This window comes from Veillonella sp. oral taxon 158 (assembly GCF_018376515.1).
GTDB classification, from domain to species: Bacteria; Bacillota; Negativicutes; order Veillonellales; family Veillonellaceae; genus Veillonella; species Veillonella rogosae.
This window is the reverse complement of the sequence record NZ_JAHABE010000006.1, coordinates 75,613-99,479: the sequence shown is the minus strand read 5'-3', so window position 1 is coordinate 99,479 and position 23,867 is coordinate 75,613. Positions and strand designations below refer to the sequence as shown.

The following is a 23,867-nucleotide window of genomic DNA, read 5'->3' as shown; positions in this document are numbered from 1 at the left end:
CATGGTCTTACATTATTCTTGAGGTTTATGAGCAGCGATAATTTCTTCCGCTTGCTTATGTGGAACCTCTTCATAAGTATGGAACTGACGGTTAAATACGCCTTGTCCTTGAGTGATAGAGCGCAATGCAGTCACATAATCGGCCATTTCAGCCAATGGTACTTGAGCTTTAACAACAGAAATACCTGTTCTTTCACTTTGTTCCATGCCTAATACACGACCTCGACGGCTATTTAAATCACCCATGATATCGCCCATGAAAGCATCTGGTGCAAACACGTTAACTTCATAGATTGGTTCTAATAGGACTGGTTTCGCCTTAGGAATTACATCCTTGATAGCCTGTGACGTAGCTACTTTAAATGCTAACTCTGAGGAGTCTACACTATGGTAAGATCCATCCAAGAGTGTCACTTGCACGCCAATCATAGGATATCCCGCAATTAAGCCTTTATCTAGGGTTTCTTTGGCACCCTTTTCCACTGCTGGTATGTATTGTTTAGGTACAGCACCACCAAAGATTTTGTCTACGAATGCAAATTCGCTTCCATCGTATAATGGGTCCACTTGAATCTTAACGTGACCATATTGACCATGACCGCCACTTTGTTTTTTATATTTAGACTCGGTTTCAGCGGAGCCTTTGATAGTTTCGCGGTATGGAATGTATGGAGTCACAAGTTTAGCTTGTACGCCGTATTTGCGGTCCATTTTATTGAGAATATGCTCGAGATGTACCTCGCCCATACAATCGACTTGTAATTGGCGGGCCTCAGCATTTTTCACTACTACGCAAGTAGGATCTTCTTCTGCTACCTTAAGAACAGCACTAGCTAATTTTTCCTCCTCACCTTTTTTCACTGGCTCCATAGCCACTGTATATAGAGGTTGAGGGAAACGGATAGCATCGTATGTTACTTTAAAGTCAGGAGCAGTTAATGTATCCCCAGTCTTAGCATTAGCCAATTTCGGTATCACTACGATATCGCCAGCTTTAGCAGAGGATACAGGGATTTGTTGCTTCCCGATAAGGGTAACCATCTTGCCCCATTTTTCTTCTACGCCTTGATTTACATCAAAGAGGCGGTCGCCTTCTTTGAGTTCACCAGAGAAGATACGTACAAAGCTTTGTTTGCCTGCGAATGGGTCTAACAACGTTTTGAATACGAATGCAGTTAATGGTTTATCTACATGTATTGCCCGTTGTTCGCCAGTTTCTGCATCAGTTGCGGTCATAACCTTTTTAGTTGCATCTGGCATGTAACGGATCATACGATCCAATACTTGATCTAAGCCAATACGAGATGTGGCACTACCACACATGATTGGGCACACACGGCCACTAATCATACCTTCACGCAAGCCTTGGCGAATTTCCTCTAAGGATAATTCTTCGCCTTCTAAATATTTTTCCAACAATTCATCGCTACCTTCAGCCGCGGCTTCTACGGTCATTTCCCGAATTTCTTGAGCCTTTTCGATAAGGTGAGCTGGTACAGCGATTTCAGTTGGTTGGCCGTCCTTATAAGTAAACGCAGTCATTTTTGCTACGTCTACGACGCCTTCAAAGTTGGCGCCTTCACCGATAGGAATCTGCAATGGCATGATGCCTTTGCCAAATAATTCCCGCATTCTTTCAATAGTACCGAAGAAGTCAGCACCATCAACATCCATTTTATTGATAAATGCCATCCGTGGCATTTGTAACTCAACGGCATAATCCCATGCGCGAACTGTGTCAGTTTCTACACCAGATGTGGCGGATAGTACCATTAACATACCATCACACGCACGCAAAGCAGCACGAACTTCGCCATGGAATTCATTATAACCTGGAGTGTCTACGAAGTTAACCTTATGGTCATGCCATTCACATGGAGCCATGCCCAACTGGATAGTTACATTACGTTTAATTTCTTCCGGTTCAAAGTCCATAATATGTTTATTATCTTGGCCTTTACCTACGAAATCAACCGCACCAGAGGTTAACAACAAGGATTCAACAAGAGCTGTTTTACCTGCACCATCGTGAGAAACAACAGCAACGTTTCTAATTTTATCACTACTGTACTCTTTCATCGGAATCGCCTCCTTATTGGCAAATTACGGCTTTTGCTAATACATTTCGACACTTCAATAGAAAAGTCCTCTTTTTCCGAAAAAATTTATCGAAAAAAGAGGACTATATAAAACTAAAATTTCCCCGTCCGCTTGCCGTAGTGTTTGGAGTCTCCATTTTGCTTCCAACCTACGGTATCGCCGATGGACATTACGCGACGTGTTAAGCAGTCTTTACATTTGTCTGCATTATCATCTACGCAAGGTTTATTATCGTACAGCAAGTATTTTGCACGGTGTTCCGGAATGGTAATGATAGGCATCAAGATATTAGCACCGGCAGCAAGGCCTTTTTCTCGGCCCAGTTTATCCAACGCTTGTAATGCTGTTGTAGCAGCAATGTTTACGTCTTTCAAGAATAAACGTGTCAACGCAATCATCTTAAGGCCCAATTGAATGCGGCGTAATTTACCAGCTTCGTCATCGATGCCCATCGCCAATGCCTCTTGGCCTAGCGGCGTATCATGATGTACCACATACGGACCCATACCGATCATATCGATATCCATATCGCGATAGAACAAGATATCATTTACGAGGTCTTCTTCAGTTTGACCAGGCAAACCAATCATGACGCCCGTACCCACTTGAAAACCTACGCGGCGCAAGCTACGTAAACATTCAACGCGCGTTTCAAAGGAGTGTAGTTCATCTTGAGGATGAATTTTATGATATAGCTCTTTATTTGTTGTTTCAATGCGCAATAAATAACGACTAGCGCCGGCTTCACGCATGCGGCGGTACGCCTCTTCGCTTTGTTCCCCTACACACATCGTAATGCCTAGGGAACCATCGCCGATGGCCTTAATATCGCGAATAAGATCTACCACATAATCAACGAAGGCATCATCACAGCGTTCACCAGATTGGAGTGTAATAGAACCATATTCATGGTCATACGCCCACTGAGCCATCTTGATGATGTCTTCACGATTCATATCAAAGCGTTCCGTCTTGTCATTTTCACGACGGATACCGCAGTAATTACAATTCTTAATGCATCGGTTCGAGAACTCGATAAGGCCCCGATAATACGCTACAGGCTGTACATATTTCGCCTTCACTTCGTAAGCCTTTTTATATATTAACTGCAACTCGTCTTCATCAGTTACAGACATGAGAAATCGCAATTCTTCCTCGGTCAGCCATTCATCGCCGACAAGGTCTTTTCCGAGAATGTCTTGCACTTGCAAACAATCACTTCCTTTCATAACGAACCGTCATCGATTCGCTTGGTATAGTAATGGAATCTATGTCAGTAACACAGATAAACCCATTCACTTCGCGCGGTAAATCACACACATGTTTCACTTGTGCTGATAAACATTCGTGAGCCATCACACCGCGACTCATTTTTGAGGACGTACTCATCTGTTTAAATGCATCGCCTCGTAACTCCCAAAATTCAACGGTCACTACCTTTGGATGGTTTACCATTTTGGCATATTCTTTAGATGCCAGGTTTAGGATCCAATCTTCCTTGTGAAAGTATGCATCCACCGTTTCCCGCCATATGTCGTATAGGTTAATGCCTACCTTATCAACCATATCAAGCCGATAATCGCGCACGCCCATCGTAGGCTCTACGACGCCGTACAACGCAGACATCACAACGAGATGGCTTTTACCAAAGGCCTTGGCCTCATCAGACAAGTTCTGCCAGTCTAAATATTTGAAAGCAATACCATCGTAGCTTTCACAAGCAAGACCTACTGGTTGCGACTCAAAATCTTGGTAGAAATCAAAGAGAGCTTGGGCCTTGTCATCCTTTAGCTTTAAAGCCTTGCCAAGGGCCGTTACATCGAGGGATTGCATATGTTTTACAATCTCTTGCGTGATATGCGGCTGAAATTGGCCGTCTCGAACTACATGATTGACTGCCCCATCATTCTTCGGAGCATCGGTAATTGTTTTTGTCTTACTAGGAGAGAGGACGATTTTCATGAGATAATTCCGCCTTGATAGTTTCCTCTGTTAAGTTGTCGATCAATTCTGGGTTCCACAACATGAGAGGCACCGCCACAACGTGGCTAGCTTTCAATTCTTTACATAATCTAATACATTCTTTGAGGTAATCAGAATCTTCGTCTACAAGGTCACATACGATAACAACATGGCGACCTTTAAGGTTTACACCTTCGTAATCGATACTTTCAGCAGACACAGTAAGCATACCTGTTTCCAATCGGCCTTCGCTCATGTCATTCAAGCGAGACATCAACACATGCTCAAGCATAGTAGATACAGGTGTTACTACACGGCCAATACCGAGAAGCGCCTCAGGTTGTGCATGAACGATAACTGTTTTCTTCCGTTTATCAGTTCTATACTCAACGAGGGCTTTTTCTAAAGCGCCGAAGAACACGAATAATTGCCAAGGATCAAATGAACCAGTTTGGAACATGTCGATAATAGAACCGTCCTCGTCAATATTAAGGCGCGCCAATAATTCCTCTGCAATGTCGCTTACGACAGCAGTAAAATCAGATTGCATTGCATCTTGTAATTTAACTTCGTTTGCCATTAGGTCCTCCTAATTTCCATATATCACACTGCTAGGAACAATCCCAACAGATATTACACTATTCTTAATTGTACCATATTTTATACCCCTCTTGGGTATTCAAAGATACGCTTTTTACATAATAGATACGTAAAGAGAAAAAGACCGCCGAAGCGGTCTTTTTATTCTTTTAGCCCACGATCAAAAGGTAAATGTTCATAACCGTTACGATAATGCCAGGCCCTATAAACTTAAAGGCCTCGCTTACCTGTTGCTTACCGTTTTGATGGACCGTAAACAACTGTTTCTTTAAAAAGTCAATCATTATAACTCCTTACATAAGGGTTATAGAGTAAAGGTCATCTCCGTTAGCATACGAGCATCTGTTTTAGACTTCTTATCTTTAGAACCAGCGTAACGAATGCGTACCTCGTTATTTACCTTAACGCGAGAATCATCTATTTTGAATTTCTTCATTTTTTCTTTGATTTGCTCATCTGTTAAAGCACGCTCTTCTGGTTTTGCTACTTCATCATTAGCCTTATCAAGAGCCTCTTGCTGATCTTGAGACACCTGATATGTCTTACCAGACTTCTTAGCCTTTTCAGCCCGTTTTGCGTCTAATTTTTGACGACGCTCTTCGGTGATTTTCTTATCGCGTGCAATGCGATAATCCATTACATCACGCATATTTTCTCGGTAAATACGCAATGCAAATTGACGGTCATTTTCGTTCATTTGCTCCCGTTTTGTTACTACCTCATCGATAAGCGGCATGAGCTCATCTTTTGTATAGCTTGTACCATCAAAAGCAAAGCCATGTGTATCAGTAACAGCACCATGTTTGATAAGCGTTTGTAGTGCCGTATATGTCCAATCGTTTGGCGTTACCATATCTGCACTTACATGATGTTGTACTTTGCTGGAGCTACTAACTGTCTCTACATCAGCACCGATACCATCAACCATAGGACGGGCACTTGGAATTTCAATACTTTCAGCATGAGCAACCCCAACAGAGGCCACCAAGCACAATGCGCCAATGCCTAATGCGCGACGGATACCATTCATTTGACGTGTATATTTTGTATTCATAAGAGTCTCCTTAAAATTACATTTTATACAATCTATTATATGAGTCCCCTTATCATACGTCAACTCTATAACCTTACACACCTGTGTAATACAATAACTATTAGGCCCGAGATTCACTTGAATCCTTGCAATAACAGAGCCTATAAAAACTAAACCATAGGAAACAAAAAGACCTTACATCGGTTGATGTAAGGTCTTTACATGGCGGAGGATTAGGGATTCGAACCCTAGCGACGGTAACCCGCCCTAACGATTTAGCAAACCGTCCTCTTCAGCCTCTTGAGTAATCCTCCATGCTTTACTGGGTAATCATATCATACCCAATAAGGCATTGTCAATCGTATTATTTCAACATGGATTCGATGAAATCAAAAACCTCTAACTACTAGTTCATTTAGTAATTAGAGGTTCATATCAGTCTATATTATATATTCTTTTATAGTATGTATATTGTCCTATATTAAATATAGTATTCTATGTAGTCATCGGGAATTTTCTTTTCCTCAGTCTTACCGGTATTAGTACGACGAGGTTTACGGACATACATATTTTCCGGATCCGTTTCAAAGATAACCATGTCTTTCGGGATATCATGTTTAATAACAAGGTTACAACCGATTTTTGTGCGCGCACCGATAGTAATATCACCTAAGATTTTCGTGCCTGTACCGATAAGTACTTCATCTTCAATGGTTGGATGGCGTTTTTCCTGTTTAGAAGACATGCCGCCTAACGTTACTTGATGGAATAGTGTTACATTATCACCTACGATGGCAGTTTCACCAATAACAACGCCCATACCATGGTCAATAAATAAGCCACGGCCGATCGTTGCACCTGGGTGAATTTCAATGCCCGTTACGTGACGAGAATGTAATGCCACACGACGCGCCAAGGTTGGCCATCCCGCCTTATAAAGGCGGTGCGCAAAGAAATGCCAGAATAAGGCCGTAATATGCGGATACGTCCAAATGACCATCCACACGCTTGTTGCGGCTGGGTCAGAATCCATTACGCGTTTAATATTATATTGAATTTTGCCCCATAATTCGCGTAAACCTTGCATCATAGTGACTCCATCTCAAATAACTCTACTCATATAACATATAGTATACAACATATGTGGTCTGTATTCCTATACATAATACATTTTATCTATCCGAAATCCGTTACTTTACGTATTCATTATTAGCGAAATCCAATAGGGATAAGTATTTTTCCACCCCATCTGGTGCAATAACGACGATATTCGCATTTGGCGTTTCGCGAGCAATGCGCTTAGCCGCTACGATGGCTGCCCCCGCTGAAAGTCCAATAGAAACACCGCTTTCACGCATAAAGGTTTGTACTTCGCTAAAGGCTTCTTCATCGCTCACAGTTTGTACGCCGTCCATCAAGCTTTGGTCGAAGTTTTCAGGAATGAAACCAGCACCAATACCTTGAATTTTGTGAGGACCACCCTTGCCTTCTGTAATGGCCGGAGATCCTGTTGGTTCCACTGCGATAGCTTTCAGATTCGGATTATGCTCTTTCAATCGTCTGGTAACACCTGTGAAAGTACCACCTGTACCGATACCTGCCACAAATACATCTACATTTGGCACTTGCTCTGCGATTTCAGCGCCCGTAGTACGGTAATGCATATCTGGATTCGCAGGATTTACAAATTGGCCCAAGGTAAACGCATTAGGATATTTCTCTAAGATTTCATTTGCTCGTTCAAGAGCACCCTTCATGCCCGTTTCTTTTGGTGTTAAGATGAGCTGTGCACCGTACGCCTTAATAAGTTCACGACGTTCTTTACTCATGCTTTCAGGCATAATAATTACAGTTTTAATATGTAAGATAGCGCCCACCATGGCAAGAGCAATACCTGTATTGCCACTTGTAGCCTCTACGATGATGCTATCCTCATGGATACGGCCTTTCTCCTTGGCGTCTTGTAACATGCCAAGAACGGCACGGTCTTTCACAGAGCCACCTACATTATATTTTTCAAGTTTTACATAAATATTGGTATTTGGTAATTGATATACCGGAGTTTTACCAATCAGTTCAGTTGTTTGATTTGTTACTATGCTCATCTGATCCTCCCTCTAGCGACAGATGATAAAAATCGCCCTCAGGAATATCCCAAGGACGATATGTATTTCACCTTGTTACTCACTATACACTAGGTATAAACGTTTATGTATTCTGATTAATACAACCATACTCTAACACCTGAATCAATTCATTGTCAAGAGAATGAGAATAACTTTTAAAACCCAAAAAACACAGGAAATAACAAGGTTCATCTATTTACTTGTAAGCACGTCCACCACCACATCCCACGTGATAGGAACGAATATGATGGCTAAAGATAATCCAATAAAGAGAACGGCCCCCACCAGTACACTTAGACGAGGAGCTAAGGGTATAACGATGTTCTTTGCCAATCTATATGCTTTACTCAAGTCATGATGTAACGCTACATGGCCCCATAAGAAGCCCGCCAGTACATAGGAAATAATATAAGGATCAAGAATCACATGTGTCGCTAGTTCATTATTGGTGTGCATAATGCGGTTGATAACGGGTGAAACTAGTACATTCACTAGCATAGCAAGTACCTTGAACCACACAACGCAGACAATATATGTCCACATACTCCGCTTGGTCATCCACAGCATGTATAGGAGTCCTATTATACTTGCCCCTAGCGAACCCTTCTCGCTTTCCATGTATCGCTCCATCCAAGATGGCGGCTCCTTGCCCGCCTCTACTTGGCTATAGTAAAAGGATAGATTTCTTTCACCATGGGCTACATCGACGATCCCCAAAACTTGGAATACGACAAGTAAAAACAAGACAGCTACAACGACTTGGAAACTTTCACTAAAGAAAACATCCATAAAATCAACACCGAGATGGCCTATGTTCTTAAGATTGCCGTATATATCGTAAAAGGCTAGATATATAGCATTTGTTAGGAACAGGTCCATAACAAATAGGAGCAACACAAAGATAATATAGCCGTTCCAACGAGTCCATTTACTTTGTGATTCTATATAGGTATTCGTCCCTACCATAATCGACGCAGGGTGTATAGACAAGGTCACACCAATCATAAAAAACGTTATAAACGATGTGACCATTGTTAAATATTCGTATGCCATATTAACGGTATGCTACGCGCTCAGGCTGCATGTCGTGGAAATGAAGGCGCTCTTTTGCAGTCTTTTCCCACTCTGTACCAGGCTTGCCGTAGTTTGCGTATGGATCGATGGACAAACCACCACGCGGCGTAAACTTGCCCCATACCTCGATGTACTTAGGATCCATCAACTTCACAAGGTCTTTCATGATGATGTTGATGCAGTCCTCGTGAAAGTCCCCGTGATTGCGGAAACTAAATAGGTATAATTTTAAAGACTTGGACTCTACCATTTTCTTATCTGGTACATAAGAAATGTAGATTGTCGCAAAATCTGGTTGACCTGTCATAGGGCATAAGCTAGTGAACTCAGGACAGTTAAACTTAACGAAGTAATCGTTATCAGGATGCTTGTTATCAAACGCCTCTAACACCTGTGGTGCATAGTCAGTAGGGTAATCGGTCTTGTGACCTAACATTGTTACCCCTTGTAACTCTTTTTCAGATCTGCCGGATGCCATAAGGAACCTCTTTCTATAAACGCTATAACTCTATATTAAGATATATTAAATAATTCATGTAACACTTAATTATAGCATATAAAAGAATACACAACTTATATAGAAATATGATTTTGTACCATAAAGCACTACGAAAACTGAGTACTGAATAACTGAGTGCTAAAAAACTGAGCCTTATGGATAAACTAGTTTAACAGTATCACAACCACATATTAATTGCATAAAATTTAAGTTTATAATAAAATTTTCATATACATTTGGTAATGTTAATACATTCAGAGAAATATAACACCTTATGGAGGTCCCTTATGAAATTAAAACAGCTTATTTTATCTAGTATCGCTGTAGGTGCACTAGCTTTCACATTTGGCGTTGCACAGCCTGCCCAAGCAGCTATTGGCATGGAGAATCCTGGTCCCGCGATGAACCTTGAGAAACCTGTATCTGTAACAACACAGCATCATATTAATGTAGATGGCAAGGTAGTTGAGCCTATTAATGGTCAGCAAAACGTAATCTATGTAGACGGCCAACCACTCGTAGCATTGCGCCAAGTATCTGAAGCATTGGGCTATAAAGTAGCTTGGGATGAACCTACTAAGACAGCATTAGTAGATATGAACATCGCTACATTGGCGATTCAACCAGGCTCTGCTGATGTTATTCGCCATGGCAAATTAAAGATTATCAACCTTGATACATCTGAATCCTTCTTACCAGCAGCTCGCAAGGTAGACGGAACCATCTTTGTAAAACCACAAGTGTTCAAATTATTGTTGAACCAAGTAAACATTACAAGGGACGAAATCTTCATCGCCCCTCAACGCGCACAATTGGCATCCACTACAAACACAGAGGTATCCCACAAGAATGAACTCAACACATTCTTACCGCCATCCCAAAAGGACGTAAAGAAAAAAGAAGATCCAAAAGCGACAGAAAAACCGCTTATTAAAATCAAAAAAACATTGGCTAAAGACTCTGCAACTACAACAAATACAGAAGCTACTGAAAAATCTGAATACCAACGTCCAAGCGGCTTAGATCGCTAATCCATAGGCATACAACAAAAGGTCCCCAATGGACTGCTTCCCTATTAGATATAATCTTAGGGTGTACAGTCTATAAGGGACCTTTTTATTCTGTAAATGTAACTGAAATGATTATTTCAAAATCAATTATTTGCCAAAACCATAGCGGTTAAGTGCCGTATTACCATTACCATATATAGCCATGATTTTCGCCATGAAATAGTCAGCTACTGCTAGAGAGTATGCTGCAATATCATTGTAATCAGAGTATTTTGGTGCAACATTAGTCACAGTAATGTTTTCAATAGTAGTACTAGCTTTAGGAGTAGTCAATTTATTTGTAGTAGGTGCAGGATCTGTAACTGTTACAGTAGAGCCCATAGCTGGATTAACGTAACCTGTTGGAGTAGATACTGGTGGACGTTGGGAATCAGTATATTTATAGCCATAAGAAGCGTCCGCTTGTTGAGGTGCCAATGTAGCTACGCCAAACGCAAGAACAGTGGCTGCCAAAACGATAGATAATTGTTTAGATGCTTTCATAAAAACCTCCATAGTAAGTACTAAAAGAAATGCGTGATTATCAAAAAAACTGATAACGGAGATTTATTATAAACTTGTTATCTAAACTCACAATGAATTGTTGTAAATATCATTAATATTTCATTTATCAATTAATTTTGACTCTTTCAATACTATCTTTTACGGAATCCATTTGACGTTTCAAATCTTTCATAGACCCTTTTACATCGTCAGGAATCTTGACATCTTTAAGACCTTTGGCCGATTCCGAGGCACGCTTACTATTTTCACTAGCTTGCTTCATGCCCTCTTTAATTTGGTCCATATTCTCATCTAGATCATCAAATGAGTCTTCATCATAGAGAATAAAATTACTGCCCCCGTGGGACATAATATTGAGTGGCCCCATCGTGAGCTGCCCATCATCAATACGCAACGCATTCGTGGAAATTGTAGTGACCCTCGTATTTACTTTCACATCACTAAAGGAGAGATGACGCCCCTTATTGTGAAAGTTCCCTGTAATGCTTTGAATAGGTATGAGCATATAGTGACCTTCTCCAGACCAGAAATTTCCCCATACCTCCATGTCACGAGGCTGGCCCTCGCTTTTAAAGTTCAAATTAGCCGACACCGGTACAACAAATTCAGGTGTTTTAAGAGCCTCACTACTATCTAAATCCTTGGCTACACCTGTAATTGTATAGGCTCTTGTATCTAGATTATATACCCCTTTTGCCTCTAATTTGCCACTGTACACATTAGCATTAACATTTTCAAAATTTAAAATGCCATCTTGGTACGTCACATCCCCCACGACGTTTTCAAAGGTAAGCGCGGGAATACGTAAAATAGGCATCGTTACACGGCCTTTAGCCAACGGTCGATTAAAATCACCTGTTACTCGCGTCAGCAAGGTCATAGCATCGTGAATATTATCGCCAAAACCGAGTGATGATGGGTCTACACCTTTTACATCAAACTGTAAATCTAGCTGAGGCATACGATGTTTTAGCACATCTTTTAAGTCTATCCGGCCTTTTAAAACAAGACCGTCACCAATAGCAGTGCCACCAAATTTGCCCGTCTCCATATCGATGTGTACAGCACGATTACTATCTAGATCAATCCGGGCATTTACATCTTTCATCACATAGTGACGATTTCTGTTAAATACCTCTAGTTGGCTATTTCTAAGTCTAATCTTAAGATCTAAGTGTTGCCCTTGCCAATTAAAGTTACGCACCTTATTGCCTAGTTCCTCTTGTCGTTCTTGTGTAGTCTTTTTCGGTGGTTTTGGACGCGGTTCGACCTCATTAAGAGGTTTCTTTACATCTGGTGAGGCAGGAACGAAATCCAGCCGATTATTCTCGTCCAAATCGACAACGATGACCGCATCGTTTAGCTCAATACCATTAATAGCAGACGCTTTGAAGTTACGTGTCACCACGTCCCACATGTTAACTCGTATCTTACCATCTGGAACTGTTATTAATCTCCGCCCATCTGGATCCGTCCATACTAAATCAGTAAAGGATAGTGTCCCCCAAGGTGTGGCAGATAAACTTTCCACAGTAACGGTCCCTCGCATCATAGTCTGGCGAGCCATAACCTCATTAAAGATAACGCCCATTCCGCGACTAGCAATAGTGGCAAGTACAAAGAAAACAATGGCTCCTATGGCAAGAAAAGCAGCAAGGCCTTTAAGACCTTTCTTATACAATTGTTTATATTTTGTCCAATAAGAACGTATATAATGTTTCATAGCCTTATTATATCATGTTGAAGATGTCCAATCAAAATAAAACTATTCTCTAAATGCTAATAATAGGGCTCTGAAGCATTAAGGGGAAAGCAGTAAAATTAAATATCTATTTACGTACATTTCAATTCACATTGGGCATCATATATGAGACTTCAAGGTATACATAGGTTGATGGGACTAATGTTTACTAAACGTAATAAAAAGCGTTGCCTATACCGTATGAGCGACTTAGCTCGCTTTGGAGCGAAGAAGGTATAGACAACGCTTTTTAATTTAAATGTCGAGTTAGAGTTGGGCCCCATCAACCTAATGCTAATAGCTTAAGAATTGACGCCCAAGTTAAGGAAATTACGCTTTTACGCCTTTGCCGTATTTTACAAGGCTTTCTGCTTCAATTTCTTCTTGAGTGCGATAGTCTTGAGGAATATTGGACAAGCGAATCCAGCTGCGTACTGCTTCTACTAATACGATAAGGATCATGAGGAACATCGCAGCACTGAATGCTACTAGAATCCATTTACCAGCTGGGATATAGCTATTAAATACGTTTTCAAAGTCTGCAGCAATCGCAACGATGGCCATTAGGATACATGGAATACCTGTAACCCATGCATAGCGTTTGCGGCCAAGTCGCATAATAACAGTAGTACTTACAGCCAATGTCATAGTACCTAATAATTGGTTAGATACGCCGAATAGAGGCCAGATAATACCAATGTTACCTTGTAGAACTAGGTAGCCCCACAAGATACAAATCAAAGCTGCACAACCATATACGCCAGGAGCCCAATGTTGGTCGTTGAACTTAGGATGGAAATGACCTAATAATTCTTGAAGCAAGTAACGACCTACACGAGTACCAGCATCGATCAAAGTCATGATGAACAAGGCTTCGAACATGATACAGAAGTGATACCAGTAACCCATCAAGTGATCCATGTTAGGCAATCTGGAGAAGATATGAGCCATACCTACTGCAAGGGATACGGCACCACCAGGACGGTGCATCAAGTCTTCCCCAACCATTGCGGACAATGCTGGCAATTCATGTACTTGAAGACCTAGTGCTTTAAAGGATTCTACTGTGGAGTTAATAGCGAAGTAATCGTCTGGATGCAATGCAGTGGCTGCAATCAACGCCATCATAGCGATGAAACCTTCTGTTAACATCGCACCATAACCGATAGGTAAGATTTCTCTTTCATTAGTAAGCATTTTAGGTGTTGTACCTGTAGCAATTACTGTATGGAAACCAGATAACGCACCACATGCGATAGTAATGAAGATGTAAGGGAACACAGAACCTTTCAATACAGGACCGCCGCCCCAGATATATGGAGTAACAGCTGGCATTTGAATTTCAGGCATTACTATGATAATACCGAGAGCCAAGGCGCCAATTGTACCGATTTTAAGGTATGTAGATAGATAATCACGAGGAGCGAGCAATAACCATACTGGCAATGCTGCTGCAAAGAAGCCATACACGGCAAGCATAATTTCAATTGTTTGCAAGTCGTATGTGAACCAAGAAGCATATTCGCTAGCCGCGATGTTAGGACCGTAGATAATGCCTACGAAGATTAACGCTACACCAATGATAGTAGCCTCTTGGATTTTACCAGGACGCAACCATTTTAAATAAATACCGATAAAAATAGCAATTGGAATTGTAGCGAATACGGAGAAGAATCCCCAAGGAGAGTTATGCAATGCGTTCGCTACTACTACGGCCATACCAGCGAGGGTAATAACCAATAGGAACAAGGTAGCAAGCATAGCACCGAAACCAGCTAGTTTACTGATTTCTTCGCGCGCAATATCCGCGATTGACTTACCGTCATAGCGAACTGAAGCGAACAAGATAACCATGTCATGTACAGCACCGGCTAATACGGAGCCGATAAGGATCCATAAGGCACCAGGCAAATACCCGAACTGGGCTGCAATAACTGGGCCTACGAGCGGGCCTGCACCTGCAATAGCTGCAAAGTGATGACCAAAGGTTACCCATTTGTTAGTTGGCACGTAATCGTGACCATCGTTGTGAATCATAGCCGGCGTCGGACGATATTGGTCCAAGGTCAACACCTTAGCCGCTATGAAAGCCCCATAAAAGCGGTATGCTAGAATCAGAATACACGCGGAGGCAATAACTAAGTAAATACCATTCATAACCATATAAACACCTCCATTTGTTTCGTGACATGGAGTATATGAAAATTCTGATAAAACTTATGTTTCCATGCCACTTTGGCTTGTAAAAATGTTAGTACTTACACATTCATTGTATAACTAATCATGAGAGTGTCAACTACTATTTAGTCATTTTGAAAGCCCTCTATAACTTAAAGACATAACAAAAAGGCATCCTCCACATAGGAGAATGCCTTAATAAGTGTAGAAAAATAGTTTATATCTATAGTCTTACCACGATACCAGCTTCGTGGAGAGCCTTCTTAATATCTTTTATAGTTAACACTTTATTGTGTAACAATATGCCAGCAAGAGCACCTGTTACATTAGTTTTTGTAAATAAATCCACAAAATGCTGTACATTACCTGCACCACCGAAAGCTGTTACAGGAACATCTACTACTTCGGCTAGTGCTTGGTATAATTCAATATCAAAGCCAAGGCCTGTGCCATGTCTATCGATGCTCGTTACCAACAATTCACCTGCACCGCGTTCTACAGCCTCTTTCGCCCATTCAAGAGCATTTCTACATTGCGCCCCTTCATCATTAGAACATCCATGTCCATAGGCATACCATACCTTTTCAAATGGATTATACTTTACATCAAGACATACAACGATGCCTTGATTACCGAACTTCTTAGCCCCTTCTGTAATAAGGGATGGATTAGCCAAAGCGGCGGTATTAATGGAAATCTTATCAGCACCAGCTTTCATAAGAGCCGTCATATCCTCAACAGAGGTTATCCCACCACCAACAGTAAGTGGCATAAATACCTTATCAGAGGATTTAAGAACCATATCTGTGAAAGTTTTACGACCCTCTGTTGTAGCCGTAATATCTAATAATACAAGCTCATCTGCGCCTTGTATTTCATAACGTTCTGCACATTCTACTGGATCCCCTGCGTCAACCATATCACGGAATTGTACGCCATTCTGTACGCGGCCATTCGCCACACCAAGGCAAGGGATAATACGTTTTGCTAACATTCAGTCGTCCTCCTATTTTTTTGAGTCTGCGTAAGCTTCTGTAATATTACCAAACGTACGCAACAAATTCAGACCTACGATACCACTTTTTTCAGGATGGAATTGCATTCCATACACTCTGCCACGTTCAACAACGCCAGGTACATCGATACCATAGTTAGCTGTGGAAATGATATATTCAGGATCTGTATCTACATAATAGGAATGAACGAAATAAGTATATTGATCGTCTACATTACTAAAAGGACTATCTTGATGATGAACTACATTCTTGTTCCAGCCCATGTGAGGCACACTGAGACCAAGATCGCGAGGAATTTCTTTTACCTTGCCAGGAATAAGACCTAAACCTGGAGTTGGACCGTACTCTTCGGATTCCTCAAATAATAATTGCATACCTAAACAAATGCCTAATAGTGGAATTTCACGCTTTACTACTTCATGAAGTACATCGACTAAGCCACGTTCTTTTAGAACTGCTACTGCCGATGCATACGCGCCTACACCTGGCAAGAGAACGCCATCAGCGTTTAATATAACCTCAGGATCCGCTGTTAGCACTGCATCGAGGCCGATGTAGGCAAAAGCTTTCTGGACGTTAAATGTGTTCCCTGCGTCATAATCTATAATGGCAATCATAATAAACTCCTTTCAACCGCCTTAATGAGCCCTAGAGAAAATACTAGGGCTCAAACATTCACGCATGCACGTTGTTTCCGTTATATATATTCGTCAAAGGAAAATTAAATTCCTGCCTATAAATTGCGTAAAAGCTAAACTCCATTCTATAGAATGAAATTCGATATCAAAACGGTTAAATTATTAGTATATATGATAGATTCTACATTTATTTATTCACAAATTGTTTTAATATGTGACGCATTACATCTCCATCTTGAGCCATCGGAATAGTAAGGCGCAACCAACCTTCTCGTTGACCTCGGCGCACTTGATACCCTTCTATTAGCCACGCATCGGCAAGGCCATCTGCATCCGCATCAGGAGCCTCAAAGAATATAAAATTCGCTTCACTCTTGTAGTAGTGAATGCCTAACTCATCAAATAGGGCCTCCCATTTAGCCCGTTCCTCTGCATTTTGAGATACTGTTCTCGCCAAGAACGCTTGATCATCGAAGGCAGCCTCTGCGGCCACTTGGGACAAGGTATTGAGATTATAGGGCAAACACACCCTGATGTAGAAGATCTACATCATTATAAATCAAATTTGTTATTTCAAACTTATCATTTAAAGTAAAACAGCCTTTTAATTCATTATAAGAAAAGGCATATCCATTCATCATACTTCTTGCGTTGTCTACTATTATAGAGTATACCAATAAACATAATAAGGGTTAGGATTTTAAGTATTATCTCCATACGTTCTGTTCCTCATAAAGAAATCAAATCATCTAATTACTATTTGCACAAAGAAAAGGCCTATACTTTCACCCATATGTTACATAGAACGGAGCCAAGTATAGACCTTTTGTAATTATCCCCAAACTTTTTCTATATCTGCCACGCTATGTGCATCAGAACCGAGTACAAATGGCACACCGATAACAGCAGCCATGCCTTGGATGAAGCGGCTTGGATACATTTCACGACAGTCTGGTTTGAAAAAGCCACTCATGTTGTAGTCTAATTCGCGCCCTTGTACGCGCATGATATGCAAGATATCGCTTACCACCTGTGCATTGCGGCGATCTAAGTGACGCTCAAAGCCAAAGTGGTGTTGGTATTTCTTGATTAAATCAAAGTGACCAATGCGTTTTGGCGTATATTCACCGAGGTCAGCGCGCACAGCTTGGCGCACGGTAGAGTAATATTTGTAATATAACTCATACTGCTTTTGAATCCATGGACCAAAGCCCTTTTCAAATTCTTTAGGGCTGTAGTCTAAGCAATAAAAGGCATTATTAACGCCTTCCATAAAGTGAACAGATAAAATATTATCATCCGTCAACGGACCGTAGCGATCGAGGAACTCTTGAATATCCGTCTCAAAGCCGGGAATGTAATCCACTTCAAAGCCAAGTGAGATGTCGATATGCGTGCCATAAGCACGTTGCAATTGACGGCCTAATTCTAGATAGGAATCTACTTGATTCAATTTCAAAGACGCCGTGTTATAAGCCTTTTTGTCGCCACCGTATTCAGCAGCAAAGCCCGCAGGCAATGGTGCATGCTCAGTGAGGCACACCTTTTCAATGCGCAATTCGATGGCCTTTTCAATCATCAACGCAGTGCGGTCACCACTACCATGGGGACACAATTCTGTATGTACATGACCGTCCACAAGTCGGCTACGATACTTGCTATAGCCAACGAACTGTCGTTCATCTTTCATGTTCATTCAATCACCCTATTCGCCCTAACCCGTAGCGAACCCTTATCTATCATCTTTACATTATTAATGTATCTAATTAATGTATCTATTTAATGTATCTAATTAATATTCCTAATTTATATATGTATTATTATATATGTATTATTATCTACGTTTTATTATACCAATAATGCGTATGTTTCGGTATCCTGATATTTACCATGTTTGAAACCAACTTGCGGTGTTAGACCACAGTAGGTAAATTCAAACCGTTCATGTAGCGCTGTACTAGCTGCATTTCCCGCCGTAATAACAGACACCACCGTATGTAATGTTTCCGTTTCTTTCGCATATTCTAATATATGGGCCATCAATTTAGATGCCACGCCTTTGCCGCGATACTCTTGATGAATGTAGATAGATAATTCGACAGTACTTTTGAAAGCATCCTTTGTTCTATATGGTGAAAGCGATGCATAGCCTACTACAACATCGTCCATAATCCCTACAAAAATGCAGTGCTCAGATGTTTGATGCGCCTCATACCACTCCTGCCACTCTGTTAGTGTTCGCGGCTCAAGATCAAGGGTGGCTACGCCATTTACAACCTCGTAATTGTAAATATCTAAACAAGATGGTACATCATCCTTTGTAATTGGGCGTATTAATAATTCACTCATAAGAATTCCTCAAAAAGTTGGTATCTCTATATTAATTAACCACTTATATCTATTATAAAATGATATAATAAAATCACCTCCAGAAGAAAGGAGGTGTTATATTGGAGGCGTTATTTTGTACGCTTTGGGGTACCTTGCTTGCCCCTCTTATTGTATCCTTAGTTGTAACTACCTATAGCTATTGGTTACAAAATAAGAGTAAAAAATAAGCAAGAAAAAGGACGAGCGGCAACTCGTCCTTTTTTGTTATATTGTAGGTAATTTTGTACGCTTTACTACCTATCTGTAGTATAACATAAATAGATTTTTTTACAAGATATATTCTTGATTAATCAGAGGTTAAGCTACAATAGCAAACAAAGCAATTGTTACTACTACCAGTACTGAAATGACACCGTAATCAATTGTTTTCAAGCCTACAGACGCTGCAAAGCTATGTGTAGGTCCACCGAAGCCGCGTAGTTCTAGGGATAGCGCCATTGTTTCGGAGCGGCCCAAGGATTTTAAGAGCAATGGTTGGATAACAGATGCGTAGGATTTCATGCGCTTCAAGAAGTTGCCTTCTAAGGATAAACCACGGCATGCTTGTGCCTCTTGTACAGCATGGCTTTCAGCAATGAAATCAGGCACAAAGCGTAGTGCTGCAGTGAACATAAATGCATATTCGTAAGGAATTTTGCATTGTGTTACGAGCGCTGCTGTAAGGTCTTGCAATTTTGTAGTTGCTAATAAGCAAATGAATACAAGTGTCATCGCAAGCATACGCAAGCCGGATACGATGGCAGATGTTACATCACCGCTACCAAGGAATTGGATAACACCAAGGAATACAGCAAAGCTAGTCAAAGCCAACACTGCCTTATGTTGTTTAAATAGCAAACCAGCTACAAATAACACACCCAGCTCTACAACGACTAAGGCCAATAATGATGCCCAGTCGCGTAATAGGATGGCCCACACGGATACAGCGAGGGTCATCAAGATTTTTGTTAACGGTACTAAACGTTCCATATGTCCCTCCTATTTTCCGCTCAACTGAGCCACTAACTTAGATTTCAATTCATCCATGGATTTGCAATAACCGAGGGATGGTACCGCTAGTGAAAGTTCCACACTTGGCGGTTTTGTGAGGCCTAGATCTTGCAATTCGTCCGTAGATTTCTTGAATAATTCCTCTGGACTGCCATCAAAGGCAACGGTTTGGTTACCCATGATGAGTGCACGGCTACATTCGCTAGCCATGATTTCCATATCATGTGTAATGAGAAGGATCGTAATGCCTTCTTGATTAAGTTGACGCAATAGTGCTAATAACTCTTTAGTTTCCTTACCATCTTGACCACTTGTTGGTTCGTCGAGGATAAGGATTTTAGATTGCATTGCTAGTGCAGAAGCGATAGCAACGCGTTGCTTTTCACCGCGGCGCAATGTTGGAGGATAGGCTTCACGTAAGTGAGCGATACCTGTACGTTCCAACACTTCATCAACGATGCGTTTCACTTCGGATTTACTGCGACCTAGTGATTCAGGACCGAAAGCAACCTCTGTGGCTACTGTTGGTCTGAACATTTGGCGATCTGGTTGTTGGAATACATAACCAATAAATTGACCACGTTTAGATGGCGGCATAGACGTAATATCCGTACCGTTATAGTACATGCGGCCTTCGCTCGCCTTTTCAAGACCAACGAGCAAACGAGTGATGGTCGTTTTACCACAACCATTACGACCACCGATGGCAATATATTCGCCCCCTTCGATGGTGAAAGTCACATCACGGAAAATGTCTACAGATGGCACATAGCCAAAGCGGATATTTTCAACCTTAAGCATGAGCGCCACCGTCCTTTCCTTGTACATCATCAACGCGTTGAATAGGTTTTCTATCTTCTACTACAGTAGTATTTGTTTGGTTATTGGTAGAGTTGCTTTCACCATGCACCTCAGTTTGGATAGCATGAGCCATTTCAATTTGGTGCAAGCCCTTGATAGCAGACTCGATGCTAAGCCAAGGCTCATCGCTGTGGAAGCCCGCTTGCTCAAGTTCCATATACGTAGTGAACACGGATGGCAACGCATCTACGTGAATATTGTGTTCGTACATGTAACGAAGCGTAGTTGGTACATCGTCATCACATGCAATAGAACCATCTACCATGAGAGCCATGCGATTTGCATACGGCAATACAGCATGTAAATCATGATCGATAACAACAACGGTAATACCGTGTTTTTGATTTAAATCACCTACGAGGCGATATAATTCGGCAGTCCCATCTGGGTCGAGGGAGCTTGTTGGTTCATCAAGAACAAGAACCGTTGGGTTCGTAGCCAATACGGAAGCGATCGCCAAACGTTGGCGTTGACCACCGGATAGACTAGTGATTTTGCGATCTTCTAAGCCGATAAGACCAACTTGTGCAAACACCTCTTCAGAACGTGCTTTAATTGTATCACGATCATAACCGCGATTTTCCATGGCAAAGGCCACTTCTTCACGAACTGTCATCGTTACGAGTTGAGTGTCGTAATCGGCAAGAACTACACCGATGTGATTAGCCAATTCAGGAATTTCCATTTGCGTAGTCGCTTTACCATCTACAAAGACCATGCCTTCAAGGCGGCCGCCGTAGAATTTAGGTACAGCCCCTACCATAGCCATGCAAAGGGTACTTTTACCACAACCAGCAGGACCTGTTACCACTAAAAAGTCACCATCATGCACATCGAGATTGATATTTTCAAGAGATGGAGTCGTCGCCTTAGGATGGTAGTAATTTACGTGTTCAATGGAAATCTTAGCTTGGCGCTCAGGCAAGATTGTCAAATGACTGTGATCGGAGCCCAATTCCTCTGCACTCGGCAACATACCGCGTTTAGAGAATAGACGTTGCGCCGGAATGTACAAGATTGGCGTAATGGCACCGTTCAAAGCGCCTACGATGAGAACCATCGGCCACATACCATACATATATACATTGTCTGGTAAGCCCAATACTTTCCACAAAATGGTAACAAAGATACCGCCAGATACAACAGTCGCTAAAAATCCAGATAGGATTGGCGTCAAATCAAAGCCACCGATTTTACGGAACTTCACGGACACCATAGCGCGCGTCACGAGAGCTGCTGTCAAAGCACCACCTGGTTCAGACAACAAGTTGCCGTAAGGGAATGCTGACTTAGATGTCAAAACATTGATGAGGGCCGCTACAAGGCCAATCCCCAACGTTTGACTCAAACTAGGACGAGTCAATAAAATAGCTACGCAGTACGTAGCAATCGTCCAGTTCGGCGTTACCCCAGCCACACTAGGGCTCACCAAATGCAATATCGTGCCCAATGCGAGCATCAATGTGCTGACAGTAACCCATCTAAACTGGCCACCCTGCACATGCGTGTACACAAGATCTTGAATCCTTTCCATAATAGCCTCTTTTCTAAAAATGAATATATAATCTATATTGTATCACTCTTCTAGGATTTGTGAAAGCCAAGATACTATTAATAGTTAGTATGTTTATCATATGATAAAAAGCACCATCTATTAAGGATAGTGCTTTTAAGAGCTAATGTACTTCATCTAATAATATTCTAAGATAATCCCGTCTACTGTTTAATATTCTATCAATATAGATAGTTCGGTCTAAATAACGGTAAAAACTTAAATAATTATGACAAAGTAAATATCTATATTCAATTTTACTTCCTAGATTAATCAATAATCGCTGCCCCATTTCTGGAAATATACTCAACGAGTCATTCGTAGTCACTATATCCGAAATGGTTTTCTTAGCTAACTCAATATCACCTGACTCTTCTTCTATAAAAGATTTTATTTCTAGCAAATCTTCTCGTGCTTTTGGTGCATAGCTAATTTGATTATTCATAATTAAATCCCCAATTCACTCTTTAGTTGCTCTGATGAAATCCATCCTTGTTCTTCACCAGACTTACGACCGCTCTCTAAAGCGCCCATAAGTTTTATTGTAGCCATTACTCGTTCATAATCTTGGATATCCATAATGGCATATCGGCCTCTACCATTTTTAGTTAAGAATACTGGACTATCTATAGTAACATCTCGTAAAACTTCAGAATAGTTACGTAAATCTGAAATAGGTTTTATATTCGGCATACTATCACCTCCAAAATACTTTAGTGATATAACACTCATCTTTCTAATATCTTATCATTATTGTAGTTAAATTATCATGTAAATTCAACATCAGATTTTACAACATTTCTTAAAATTACTATCAACATATATGATACTGCTTTCTTCCTTTTCTTGTTATATACTTGTTATATAATGTGCATAGATACTTATATACGAAGAAATCCACAATAATTTAATAACTAATATAATAAATTCTAATTACATTCACGTAATACATATAATTTATCTTTAATAAAGGAAATACATCATGGCACAAGCATTAATCGTAATCGACATACAAGAAGGCTTAGTTAAAGAAAATCCTTTCGATACAAAAAATTTTATCATAAATACAAAAGCAATCATTCAACATTTCAGAGATCAAAATATAGAAGTAATTTTTATCAGACACTCTGAAGATGAAGGTTTATTAGCAATGGGTAGTGATAATTGGCAAGTCTATCACGAATTAAAGCCTCAAGAAAACGAAAAGATTTTCAATAAATATTACAATAGCATCTTCAAGGACACTGAATTAAAGGAATATTTAAACCGAAAAAATATTATCGATTTAACATTTGTAGGAATGCAAGTGGAATTTTGCATTGATACATCTGTGAAAGTAGGCTTTGAATATGGTTATAAAATCACCATCGTCGAAGATGCTATCTCAACCTTTGACAACATCCATCTATCTGCCGATCAAATCTTATCCTTTTACAAAGAAAAAATTTGGAGAAATCGATTTGCGCAACTAAGAACAACAAAAGAAATTCTAGCTATTAATTAAATTTCTATTCTCACTTTCCTGTCATATA

General features: G+C 40.7%; 25 protein-coding genes and 1 tRNA gene. 2 read left to right on the top strand and 24 right to left on the bottom strand.

What is annotated here, in order from left to right:
- Positions 1-12: 12 nt before the first annotated feature.
- The 11 genes from fusA to queF all read right to left on the bottom strand — a co-directional run bounded on the left by fusA (position 13) and on the right by queF (position 9,373).
- Complete coding sequence (gene fusA, locus KH364_RS05355) at positions 13-2,079, bottom strand: elongation factor G (RefSeq protein WP_273298876.1); 2,067 nt, start codon at positions 2,077-2,079, stop codon at positions 13-15.
- Positions 2,080-2,192: 113 nt separating this feature from the next.
- On the bottom strand, positions 2,193-3,329 hold the full coding sequence (gene hydE, locus KH364_RS05350; protein WP_273298875.1) for a [FeFe] hydrogenase H-cluster radical SAM maturase HydE: 1,137 nt from the start codon (positions 3,327-3,329) through the stop codon (positions 2,193-2,195).
- Positions 3,316-4,062, bottom strand: a complete 747-nt coding sequence (locus KH364_RS05345; protein ID WP_273298874.1) for a YaaA family protein — start codon at positions 4,060-4,062, stop codon at positions 3,316-3,318. The genes hydE and KH364_RS05345 overlap by 14 nt, the downstream gene beginning before the upstream one ends.
- Positions 4,040-4,642: a hypothetical protein gene (locus KH364_RS05340; RefSeq protein ID WP_273298873.1), complete on the bottom strand. Its 603-nt coding sequence runs from the start codon at positions 4,640-4,642 to the stop codon at positions 4,040-4,042. Before KH364_RS05340 ends, KH364_RS05345 begins: the two co-directional genes overlap by 23 nt.
- Before the next feature lie 169 nt (positions 4,643-4,811).
- The gene (locus tag KH364_RS05335) at positions 4,812-4,946 is read right to left on the bottom strand and encodes a hypothetical protein (protein ID WP_273298872.1); all 135 of its coding nucleotides are present in this window, start codon (positions 4,944-4,946) and stop codon (positions 4,812-4,814) included.
- A gap of 20 nt (positions 4,947-4,966) precedes the next feature.
- Complete coding sequence (locus tag KH364_RS05330) at positions 4,967-5,716, bottom strand: hypothetical protein (protein WP_273298870.1); 750 nt, start codon at positions 5,714-5,716, stop codon at positions 4,967-4,969.
- A 202-nt stretch (positions 5,717-5,918) separates the two neighbouring features.
- A tRNA-Ser gene (locus KH364_RS05325) sits at positions 5,919-6,009 on the bottom strand.
- A gap of 167 nt (positions 6,010-6,176) precedes the next feature.
- Positions 6,177-6,785, bottom strand: a complete 609-nt coding sequence (gene epsC, locus KH364_RS05320) for a serine O-acetyltransferase EpsC (protein WP_273298869.1) — start codon at positions 6,783-6,785, stop codon at positions 6,177-6,179.
- A 100-nt stretch (positions 6,786-6,885) separates the two neighbouring features.
- Positions 6,886-7,800, bottom strand: coding sequence for a cysteine synthase A (gene cysK, locus KH364_RS05315; protein ID WP_273298868.1), 915 nt, complete (start codon positions 7,798-7,800; stop codon positions 6,886-6,888).
- Between the two features lie 213 nt (positions 7,801-8,013).
- On the bottom strand, positions 8,014-8,826 hold the full coding sequence (locus KH364_RS05310) for a hypothetical protein (RefSeq protein WP_273298867.1): 813 nt from the start codon (positions 8,824-8,826) through the stop codon (positions 8,014-8,016).
- Between the two features lie 49 nt (positions 8,827-8,875).
- Entirely contained in the window at positions 8,876-9,373 is a 498-nt protein-coding gene (gene queF, locus KH364_RS05305; protein WP_004697960.1) for a preQ(1) synthase, read from the bottom strand.
- 308 nt (positions 9,374-9,681) lie between these two features.
- Between queF and KH364_RS05300 the strand changes: the two genes are divergently transcribed.
- Positions 9,682-10,425: a copper amine oxidase N-terminal domain-containing protein gene (locus KH364_RS05300; protein WP_273298864.1), complete on the top strand. Its 744-nt coding sequence runs from the start codon at positions 9,682-9,684 to the stop codon at positions 10,423-10,425.
- Between the two features lie 126 nt (positions 10,426-10,551).
- On the opposite strand, the gene KH364_RS05295 is transcribed toward KH364_RS05300, so the two are convergent.
- The 13 genes from KH364_RS05295 to KH364_RS05235 all read right to left on the bottom strand — a co-directional run bounded on the left by KH364_RS05295 (position 10,552) and on the right by KH364_RS05235 (position 23,028).
- Positions 10,552-10,947: a hypothetical protein gene (locus tag KH364_RS05295; protein WP_077707956.1), complete on the bottom strand. Its 396-nt coding sequence runs from the start codon at positions 10,945-10,947 to the stop codon at positions 10,552-10,554.
- Positions 10,948-11,074: 127 nt separating this feature from the next.
- Complete coding sequence (locus KH364_RS05290) at positions 11,075-12,691, bottom strand: membrane biogenesis protein AsmA (protein WP_273298863.1); 1,617 nt, start codon at positions 12,689-12,691, stop codon at positions 11,075-11,077.
- Positions 12,692-13,039: 348 nt separating this feature from the next.
- Positions 13,040-14,872, bottom strand: coding sequence for a carbon starvation protein A (locus KH364_RS05285; protein ID WP_105081261.1), 1,833 nt, complete (start codon positions 14,870-14,872; stop codon positions 13,040-13,042).
- Positions 14,873-15,110: 238 nt separating this feature from the next.
- Positions 15,111-15,881 carry a HisA/HisF-related TIM barrel protein gene (locus tag KH364_RS05280; RefSeq protein WP_273298862.1) on the bottom strand — a complete coding sequence of 257 codons (771 nt, stop codon included), beginning with the start codon at positions 15,879-15,881 and terminating at the stop codon, positions 15,111-15,113.
- Between the two features lie 12 nt (positions 15,882-15,893).
- The gene (gene hisH, locus KH364_RS05275; RefSeq protein WP_054748299.1) at positions 15,894-16,520 is read right to left on the bottom strand and encodes an imidazole glycerol phosphate synthase subunit HisH; all 627 of its coding nucleotides are present in this window, start codon (positions 16,518-16,520) and stop codon (positions 15,894-15,896) included.
- A 208-nt stretch (positions 16,521-16,728) separates the two neighbouring features.
- Positions 16,729-17,064: an aminotransferase class I/II-fold pyridoxal phosphate-dependent enzyme gene (locus KH364_RS05270; protein ID WP_273298861.1), complete on the bottom strand. Its 336-nt coding sequence runs from the start codon at positions 17,062-17,064 to the stop codon at positions 16,729-16,731.
- 309 nt (positions 17,065-17,373) lie between these two features.
- Positions 17,374-18,237 carry a histidinol-phosphatase HisJ gene (gene hisJ, locus KH364_RS05265; protein ID WP_273298860.1) on the bottom strand — a complete coding sequence of 288 codons (864 nt, stop codon included), beginning with the start codon at positions 18,235-18,237 and terminating at the stop codon, positions 17,374-17,376.
- 152 nt (positions 18,238-18,389) lie between these two features.
- Positions 18,390-18,890, bottom strand: a complete 501-nt coding sequence (locus KH364_RS05260; protein ID WP_273298859.1) for a GNAT family N-acetyltransferase — start codon at positions 18,888-18,890, stop codon at positions 18,390-18,392.
- Positions 18,891-19,229: 339 nt separating this feature from the next.
- Positions 19,230-19,901, bottom strand: coding sequence for an energy-coupling factor transporter transmembrane component T (locus KH364_RS05255; protein WP_009351926.1), 672 nt, complete (start codon positions 19,899-19,901; stop codon positions 19,230-19,232).
- Between the two features lie 9 nt (positions 19,902-19,910).
- The gene (locus KH364_RS05250; RefSeq protein WP_105089590.1) at positions 19,911-20,723 is read right to left on the bottom strand and encodes an ABC transporter ATP-binding protein; all 813 of its coding nucleotides are present in this window, start codon (positions 20,721-20,723) and stop codon (positions 19,911-19,913) included.
- Entirely contained in the window at positions 20,716-22,317 is a 1,602-nt protein-coding gene (locus KH364_RS05245; protein WP_273298857.1) for a tryptophan transporter, read from the bottom strand. Before KH364_RS05245 ends, KH364_RS05250 begins: the two co-directional genes overlap by 8 nt.
- A 142-nt stretch (positions 22,318-22,459) precedes the next feature.
- Complete coding sequence (locus tag KH364_RS05240; RefSeq protein WP_273298856.1) at positions 22,460-22,780, bottom strand: type II toxin-antitoxin system RelE/ParE family toxin; 321 nt, start codon at positions 22,778-22,780, stop codon at positions 22,460-22,462.
- A gap of 2 nt (positions 22,781-22,782) precedes the next feature.
- Positions 22,783-23,028 (bottom strand): type II toxin-antitoxin system prevent-host-death family antitoxin, encoded by a 246-nt coding sequence (locus tag KH364_RS05235; protein WP_009351852.1) that lies wholly within the window; start codon positions 23,026-23,028, stop codon positions 22,783-22,785.
- A gap of 289 nt (positions 23,029-23,317) precedes the next feature.
- On the opposite strand from KH364_RS05235, the gene KH364_RS05230 reads away from it, so the two are divergent.
- A complete protein-coding gene (locus KH364_RS05230; protein ID WP_265138293.1) occupies positions 23,318-23,839 on the top strand; it encodes a cysteine hydrolase family protein in 522 nt (173 codons plus the stop codon).
- Positions 23,840-23,867: the final 28 nt, after the last annotated feature.